Here is an 8819-nt window from a genome sequence, read left to right as displayed (position 1 = left end):
CCCGACCGACGCCGACCCACCGGCTCCGTTACAATCTGCAGCCCCGTTTCTGACACGGTTCCCCGGACATGATGGTCCTCGAGGGCGCTTCCGCCCTTTCGCCGTTCCGCCGCGCTCGGCTCGAAACCCGCCTGCAAACCCTCGTCCCCGCGCTGCGCATCACCGGCGCCTGGCACGTGTACTTCATCCGCGCCGAAGCCGGGCAAGCGCCCGATCAAGCCACCTTGCAGCGGATCCTGCAGGCCGACGCCGCCCCCGCGCCGCGCGACGCGGATGCCTCCTCGCGCTATGTGGTCCCGCGGCTGGGTACGCTGTCGCCGTGGTCCAGCAAGGCCACCGAACTGGTGCGCGGCGCCGGGCAGCCGATCCAGCGCGTGGAGCGCGGCACCCGCATCGACCTGGCCGGCTGGCCGGAGGACGCGGCCGCGCAAGCTGCCGTGGCCAAGCTGCTGCACGACCCGATGACGCAGTCGCTGCTCGGCTCGGCCGCTGCTGCCGAGGCGCTGTTCAACGTGCCCGACCCGGGCCAGTTGCAACGCGTGCCGCTGGACGCGCTGGAGCAGGCCAACCGCGATCTGGGCCTGGCCTTGGCGCAGGACGAGATCGACTACCTGCGCGAGCGCTTCGCCGCGCTTGGGCGCGACCCGGCCGATGTCGAACTGATGATGTTTGCCCAGGCCAATTCCGAGCATTGCCGGCACAAGATCTTCAATGCCAGCTGGACCATCGACGGCAAGCCGCAGGAGCGCTCGCTGTTCCGCATGATCAAGCACACCCACCAGCAGACCCCGCAGCACACCTTGTCCGCCTACAGCGACAACGCGGCGGTGGTGGAAGGCGTGCCGGCTGCGCGCTATCGCCCGGACCCGGTCAGTGGCGAATACCGCAGCGAGGCGGTGCTGCCGTCGGCCTTCGCGATCAAGGTGGAAACGCATAACCACCCCACCGCGATCGCGCCATTCCCCGGTGCGGCCACCGGCGCGGGCGGCGAGATTCGCGACGAAGGTGCCACCGGCCGCGGCGGCAAGCCCAAGGCCGGCCTGACCGGGTTTTCGGTGTCGCACCTGCGCATTCCGACCCTGCCGCAGCCGTGGGAAGCGCCGCGCGCGCTGAACCCGCGCATGGCGCCGGCGCTGGACATCATGCTCGATGGCCCGCTGGGCGGTGCCGCCTTCAACAACGAATTCGGCCGGCCCAACCTGCTCGGCTATTTCCGCAGCTTCGAGCTTGCCGAAGGCCCGGGCCTGACCCGCGCCTACGACAAACCGATCATGCTGGCCGGTGGCCTCGGCGCGATCGATCGCAACCAGGTCGAAAAGCTGCGCCTGCAGCCGGGCGATGCGGTGATCGTGCTGGGCGGCCCGGCGATGCTGATCGGCCTGGGCGGTGGTGCGGCCAGTTCGGTGGCGGCCGGCGACAGCGCCGAGGCACTGGATTTCGCCAGCGTGCAGCGCGAAAACCCGGAGATGGAGCGCCGCTGCCAGGAGGTCATCGACCGCTGCGTGGCGCTGGGCATCGACAACCCGATCCGCTGGTTCCACGACGTGGGCGCGGGCGGCCTGTCCAACGCCATTCCCGAGCTGCTGCACGACTCCGGCGTGGGCGGCGTCATCGACCTGGGCCGCGTGCTCACCGACGACCCCTCGCTGTCGCCGCTGGAACTGTGGTGCAACGAATCGCAGGAACGCTATGTGCTCGGCGTGCCGCAGGCGCGCCTTGAAGAATTCGCCGCCATCTGCGCCCGCGAACGCTGCCCGTTCGCCGCAGTCGGCGTGGCGACGGCCGAGGAGCGGCTGGTGGTGGGGTACGGTGTCCTTGACGCCGGGAATCGGGAATCGGGAATCGGGAATCGCAACGGCGCATTGCCGGCGACCGACGCCGCTTCTCACCAATCCCCAATCCCGACTCCCGACTCCCAGCTCCCCATCGACCTGCCCATGGACGTGCTCTTCGGCAAGGCGCCGAAGATGCATCGCGATGCCGTGCATCCGGCCGCGCCGCAGTGGCCGGTGTTGCAGACCGCCTCGCTGGACCTGCAGCAGGCCGGCCTGCGCGTGCTGGCGCATCCCACCGTGGCGTCCAAGAGTTTTCTGGTCACCATCGGCGACCGCAGCGTGGGCGGGTTGACTGCGCGCGAGCAGATGATCGGGCCGTGGCAGCTGCCGCTGGCCGATTGCGCGATTACCCTGGCCGGCTTCGACACCTTCGAAGGCGAGGCGATGTCGATCGGCGAGCGCACCCCGCTGGCGCTGTTGAACGCGGCTGCGTCCGCACGCATGGCAGTGGGCGAGGCGATCACCAACCTGTGCGCTGCCCCGGTGCAGCGGCTGGACAGCATCAAGCTCTCGGCCAACTGGATGGCCGCCGCCGGCCACAACGGCGAAGACGCCTTGCTGTACGACGCCGTGCGCGCAATCGGCATGGAACTGTGCCCCGCGCTCGAACTGAGCGTACCGGTGGGTAAGGACTCGCTGTCGATGCAGGCGCAGTGGGTTGAGACCGGGATTCGGGATTCGGCATTCGGGATTGGCGAAACACCGGAGCCCTCCGCTGTTGCAAATCCCCAATCCCCAATGCCCAATCCCATCGCTCACAAGAGCGTTTCACCGGTCTCGCTGATCATCAGCGCCTTTGCGCCGGTCGGCGATGTGCGCCGGCAGTTGACGCCGTTGTTGCGCAACGACGAAGAGAGCGAGCTGTGGTTGATCGGGCTGGGTGGCGGCAAGCAGCGTCTGGGTGGATCGGTGCTGGCGCAGGTGTATGCCGATGACGCGGCGTTGCCGGCGTTTGGCGGCGAAGTGCCGGACCTGGACGATGCGCAGCGGCTGCGCAGCTTCTTTGAGCTGATTGGCGATGCACGCGAGAGCGGTCTGCTGCTGGCGTACCACGACCGCAGCGATGGCGGTGCGTTTGCGGCGCTGTGCGAGATGGCATTCGCGTCGCGTCAGGGCCTGGACATCACCCTGGATGCATGGGGCGAGGACGCATTCCGTAGCCTGTTCAACGAAGAGCTCGGTGCGGTGGTGCAGATCGCCAGCGAAGACCGCGCGGCGTTCGCCGATCTGGTCGAGCGCCACGCCTTGACCGAATGCGCGCAGCGCATTGCACGCCCCACCGGCACGCCGCGCATCCGCGTGAGCGGGCAGGGCCGCGTGCTGGCCGAATGGCGCTGGGAAGAGCTGTTCGATGCGTGGTGGTCGGTGACCCATGCCATGCAGAAGCTGCGCGACAACCCGGACAGCGCCGACGAAGAACGCGCGCTGGCGCGCGATTTCCAGGCGCCCGGGCTGCGTCCGAAAGTGGTGTTCGACCCCTCGGAAGATGTGGCGGCGCCGTTCGTGGCCACCGGTGCGCGGCCCAAGGTGGCGATCCTGCGCGAACAGGGCGTCAACGGGCAGATCGAAATGGCCTACAACTTCGAGCGTGCCGGTTTCCGCGCCTATGACGTGCACATGAGCGACCTGATCGAAGGCCGCGTGGAGTTGAGCGAGTTCGTCGGCTTCGCAGCGTGCGGCGGTTTCAGCTACGGCGACGTGTTGGGTGCCGGGCGTGGCTGGGCAACCTCGATCCTGGAGCGTTCGGCATTGCGCGATGCGTTTGTTACGTTCTTCGCGCGCGGCGATACGTTCGCGCTGGGCGTGTGCAACGGCTGCCAGATGCTCAGCCAGCTCAAGGACATCATTCCCGGTGCCGAGCATTGGCCGCGCTTTCTGCGCAACCGCAGCGAACAGTTCGAGGCACGCACGGCGCTGCTGGAGGTGGTGGAATCGCCGTCGATCTTCCTGCGCGGCATGGCCGGTTCGCGGATTCCGGTGGCGGTGGCGCACGGCGAAGGCCGGGCCGAGTTCGAGACTGCCGTGGACCAGGCCGCCGCGCGCGTGGCCTTGCGTTTTGTCGATGGCGACGGCGCAGCGGCCTTGCGTTACCCGCTCAACCCGAACGGCTCGCCGGACGGCATCACCGGGCTGACCAGCACCGATGGCCGCGCCACCATCCTGATGCCGCATCCCGAGCGCACCCCACGCACGGCGAACCTGAGTTGGCATCCAGCCGACTGGGGCGACGATTCGCCGTGGCTGCGGATGTTCCGCAACGCGCGCGTCTGGTGCGGCTGATGGCTGCGCGCCGCGCGCGCTGACCCGGGCGCGCGGCGATCCGGCTGCGTTTGGCGCAAGCCGTGCGGCCGGCGCGGGAACCAGCCGCATGCCGGCCGATTGCCGGAACCAGCCCGGGTGGGCGACGGACCTCGCCCGCTGCCAGCGCCATCATTCACGGCCGTGTGCAGCCCTGCGCGCGGCCGTTGTCGTTTGCGCGATGGCCTGACATCGGCGTTCGCCAGGCGCGCCGCGTGGTGGCAGCGATGTCCCTGCGCCGGTGATTGATGGTGCCCGCTGGGTGGCAGCGCGACGCTGCGCCGTGATACCTGCTGCGCCGGGCCTGGCGCGGGGCCGGCCAGCGCGACAGCCGAGCCGCACCCCGCACCCCGCAAAGCAGCCCGACCGCCAACGGCCTCCAGCAGATCGAAGTGCAAGCGCGCTGCGCGATGCCAGTCTGCAGGTGGCGTGGAGATCGTATGCAAGTAAATGAAAGCGCCGATACGTGGTGTTTTTTAAGTAACTAATAAAAATACTAGTTTTTCAGGGGTGGATGGTCGCCAATTCGATAATGCGACGTCTAGCGCATTTGAATACTGTGTTTTTCAATAAATTCATCTGGCGTTATCCAGTTGCGGAATTTCCGCATTATCTGCTGCATCCGTTTATTTACGTGATTGAATCTTTTGCGCGGGAGATGTTCCGCCGCAGAAGGCGTGTGTGCGCATGTCCACAGAGCCTCAGGGGGACCGTGCGATGCAATCGCGCGGTGGCCGGTTTTTTACACACCAGGCCAATGGGGAGTAAGGCGTTAATGAAACGACATTATCTGCAGGACGGTCTTGAGCAGGGCGCTCTTGACCGAATGGCGGCGCATGCCTGCGCCGCCGGACATCACCGGCCAGGCGTGCGGCGTGCACAGGCCGGAAGCCTGCTGGCGGCATCCATGGGGGTGGTGCTGTTCGGCATGGCGGGCGTTGCCGGTGCGGTCACCGCGCAGGCGGCACCGGGCGCGCAATGCCGCCTGATCGATGGCCAGCAACGCTGCAGTCCCACTGTGAGCATCGATGCCGCTGCCATTGCTGCACCGTTGGAGCGCGCAACAACCCAGCGCGCGGCAACACCCGCGGCCGACAGCGACTTGCCGCCCTTCGCCGACGGGCAGGATGCGCTGGCGTTGGGCAATGCAAGCAATGCCCTGGGCGATGGAACCATCGCGCTCGGCGGCGGCAGCCTGGCGGTGGAGCGCAATGCCACCGCAATCGGCTACAACGCAACGGCAGCCGGAGAATCGGCCGTCGCCCTCGGTGGGGTGGCCACCGTTTACGACTACGACGCGTTCGGGTTTGTCATTGGTCAACGCGAACTGGCCGCGCAGGCGGCAGGCGTTGGCGCCACCGCCATCGGCGGCGGTGCGATGGCCGCCACGCCATTTGCCAGCGCGCTTGGCAGTGGTGCCAGCGCCGACGGCGTGCAGAGCACGGCGCTGGGCTATCGCGCGCAAACCTTCAGCGATGGGGCGACCGCAGTAGGCGGCCTGTCCACGGCAAGCGGTTTCCTGTCCACTGCCGGTGGCTATCTGTCGCGGGCCAGTGCCGACACGGCCACCGCCTTCGGTTACCGGGCGCGCAGCGATGGCGCCAGCAGCGTTGCGATCGGCGATACCGCTTTCGCCATCGGTGCGCAGAGCGTGGTGATCGGGGGTGTCAGCGATTTCGGCGCGATCACGGCGGCCACCGGGCGTGGTGGCATCGCCTTCGGTGCGGGCGCGCAGAGTCAGTCCGACTATGCCATCGCGATCGGCTACGACTCCAACGTGTTTCCCAACCGGCCCGGCAACACCGATTCGATAGCGATCGGGCACTCGGCGGGCACCTTCGCACCGGGCACCGTCTCGTTGGGCGGTTTTGCGTTGACGATGGGCGACGGTGGCATCTCGATCGGCCAGGACAGCGTCACCTATACCGAAAACAGCGTCGCGCTCGGTGCCCGTGCCAGCACCTCGTGGTTCAACGGCAACAATATCGCCATCGGTGCCGATGCGCAGACCAACGGGGTCGATGCGGTAGCACTGGGCTATGGCGCGCGGGTAGGCGACTTTGTGGACGATGCGTGGAACCGTTCTGCCTCCAGCGCAGTGGCGCTGGGCGCGTTTTCCTACGCGGACCGCAGCAACACGGTGTCGGTGGGCAACGTGCAGACCGGCCTGACCCGGCAGATCACCAATGTGGCAGCCGGGACCGAGGCATCGGATGCGGTGAACGTCGCGCAGCTGGACAGCGTGCGCGCGGTCGCTGCACGCCTGGATAGCCATCTTGCGTTGGCCAAGTCCGACACCGACGAGCCGGCGGCCTTTGCCGAAGGCAGCAATGCGATTGCGCTTGGCAGTGCCAGCAATGCGCTGGGCGAGGGAGCCGGCGCGCTGGGCTCGGGCAGTGCGGCGATCGGGCGCGACGCCGTGGCGGTTGGCCGCAATGCCAGTGCCTCCGACGCCTCGGCACTGGCGGTAGGCGGTGTTGCCACGGTGCCGCTGGTCGATGCCGCCGGCTTCATCATCGGCGAGCAGGAACAGGCCACCACCGCGCAAGGGCGCGGCGCCGTCGCCCTGGGCGGCGGCGCTACCGCCATGCAGGTGTTTGCCACCGCCGTGGGGACCGGTGCCAGGGCACTGGGCACGCAGTCGACAGCGGTGGGTTTCGGTGCGCAGGCGCTGGCGGACACCACCGCCGCGTTGGGAAGTTTCTCGGCCGCACGCGGCGCCGGATCGTCGGCGTTCGGGTTCAATGCCACCGCCGCCGCCAGCCTGGCGACGGCGGTGGGCTTCAATGCGCTGGGTGTTGGCGAAAGCAGTATCGCCGTTGGCAGCAGCGCGGCATCGACCGGCGAGCGCAGCATCACCGTGGGCGGCTTCTCGCTCATCAGCAACACGCTGCGCAGTGCCGGCGCGTCCGGGGTCGGGGGCATTGCCATTGGGGCTGGCGCGCAGAGCCAGGCCGACTATGCCATTGCCTTGGGCTACAACGCCAATGTCTTTCCCAATGGCAGCAATACCGATGCGGTGGCGATCGGCCATAGCGCAGCGGCGTCGGCGCCACGTGCAGTGGCGCTCGGGGGCGCGGCCTCGGCCTGGGGCGAGGAAGGCATCGCCATCGGCTACGACGCGCGTGCCGCAAACAGCCGCAGTATTGCCATCGGCAGCGGTGCCGACACCTCGATCATCCATCGCGATGCCATCGCGCTGGGCACCAACGCCCGGGCCGACGCCGCCGATGCGATTGCGATCGGGCGCGACGCCAGCGTCGGGGTGTTCGTCGGCGACGTCGGCAGTGCGGCGGTCGCGGTGGGCGTGCAGGCGCGTGCGCTCGGCAACAACAGCCTGGCGCTAGGTCACAACGCCTTTACCCGCGAGAACGGACGCAACGCGGTGGCGGTGGGCACCAACGCCGGTGCCAACGGCGCCGATTCCGTCGCGCTCGGCGCAGGTGCACGCAGTGACCAGGCCGAGGTGGTGTCGGTGGGCAATGGCAACGGCCGCGGCGGTCCGGCCAGCCGTCGCATCGTCAATGTGGGTGCCGGTGCAATTGCAGCAGGCAGCACCGATGCGCTCAATGGCGGGCAACTGTTCCAGTCGTTGAGCAACGCGGCCAGCTTCCTGGGCGGGGGTGCGGCGATCGGCGCGCAGGGCGTGTTCGTTGCGCCGACCTACGTGATCCAGGGCAGCAGTTACAGCAATGTGGGCGCTGCATTGACGGCCCTGGACAGCAAGGTCAGCGAGCTGGATGCGCGTGGCGGAACGGCAGTGGCGTCACGCGGCAGCGCCGCGCGCGCGGCATCGGCCCACGTGTCGTCGGCGGCCAATGCGGTGGGCGGCAGTGGTGCAAGCGACCTTGCCGCTGGCGCACTGGCAACGCAGGCAACGGACGACACCGGTGCTGTCGCGGCCTCGCTCGCTACTGCGTCGGCAGGCAGTCTTGCGCAGGCCGATGGCGTGCAGGGCACGCCCACCGCCGCCGTGGTCGGCAGCATCACGCCGGCGGCAACGTCCACGGCGGTCGGCACTGCTGCTGTGGCCGACCACGTCACCGGTACTGCAATTGGCGGCAGCGCGTATGCGCATGGTCCCAATGACACCGCGATCGGCAGCAATGCACGCGTCAATGCCGATGGCAGCACGGCGGTGGGTGCCAATACGCAGATTGCCGCGGTGGCCACCAATGCGGTGGCGATGGGCGAGGGCGCGCAGGTCAACGCGGCCTCCGGCACGGCGATCGGTCAGGGCGCGCGTGCCAGTGCGCAGGGCGCGGCTGCCCTGGGGCAGGGCTCGGTGGCCGATCGTGCCAACACGGTATCGGTGGGCAGCGTCGGCGGCGAGCGCCAGGTGGCCAATGTGGCGGCCGGCGTGCGCGCCACCGATGCGGTGAACAAGGGGCAGTTGGACAGCGGGGTTGCCGCAGCCAACAGCTACACCGACAGCCGCTACAGCGCGATGGCCGACAGCTTCGAAAGCTACCAGGGCGATATCGAAGACCGCCTGCGTCGGCAGAACCGTCGCCTGGACCGTCAGGGCGCGATGAGCTCGGCGATGTTGAACATGTCCGCCAGCGTGGCGGGCATCGCGTCGCAGAACCGCATCGGTGCCGGTGTGGGGTTCCAGAACGGCGAATCGGCGTTGTCGGTGGGCTACCAGCGTGCGATCAGCCCGCGCGCGACGTTGACGGTGGGCGG

Annotated in this window: 2 protein-coding genes; both read left to right on the top strand. The window is 68.5% G+C overall.

What is annotated here, in order from left to right; translation table 11 throughout:
- Positions 1 to 68: 68 nt before the first annotated feature.
- Positions 69 to 4115, top strand: a complete 4047-nt coding sequence (gene purL / locus OZ10_RS17965; RefSeq protein WP_039566324.1) for a phosphoribosylformylglycinamidine synthase — start codon at positions 69 to 71, stop codon at positions 4113 to 4115.
- A gap of 925 nt (positions 4116 to 5040) precedes the next feature.
- A partial coding sequence (locus OZ10_RS17960; RefSeq protein WP_039566327.1) for a membrane protein occupies positions 5041 to 8819 on the top strand: 3779 nt, incomplete at its 3' end.

Origin of the sequence: Xanthomonas cannabis pv. cannabis (genome assembly GCF_000802365.1) — a bacterium.
Lineage (GTDB): Bacteria > Pseudomonadota > Gammaproteobacteria > Xanthomonadales > Xanthomonadaceae > Xanthomonas > Xanthomonas cannabis.
This window is presented reverse-complemented; position numbering and strand designations above follow the sequence as displayed.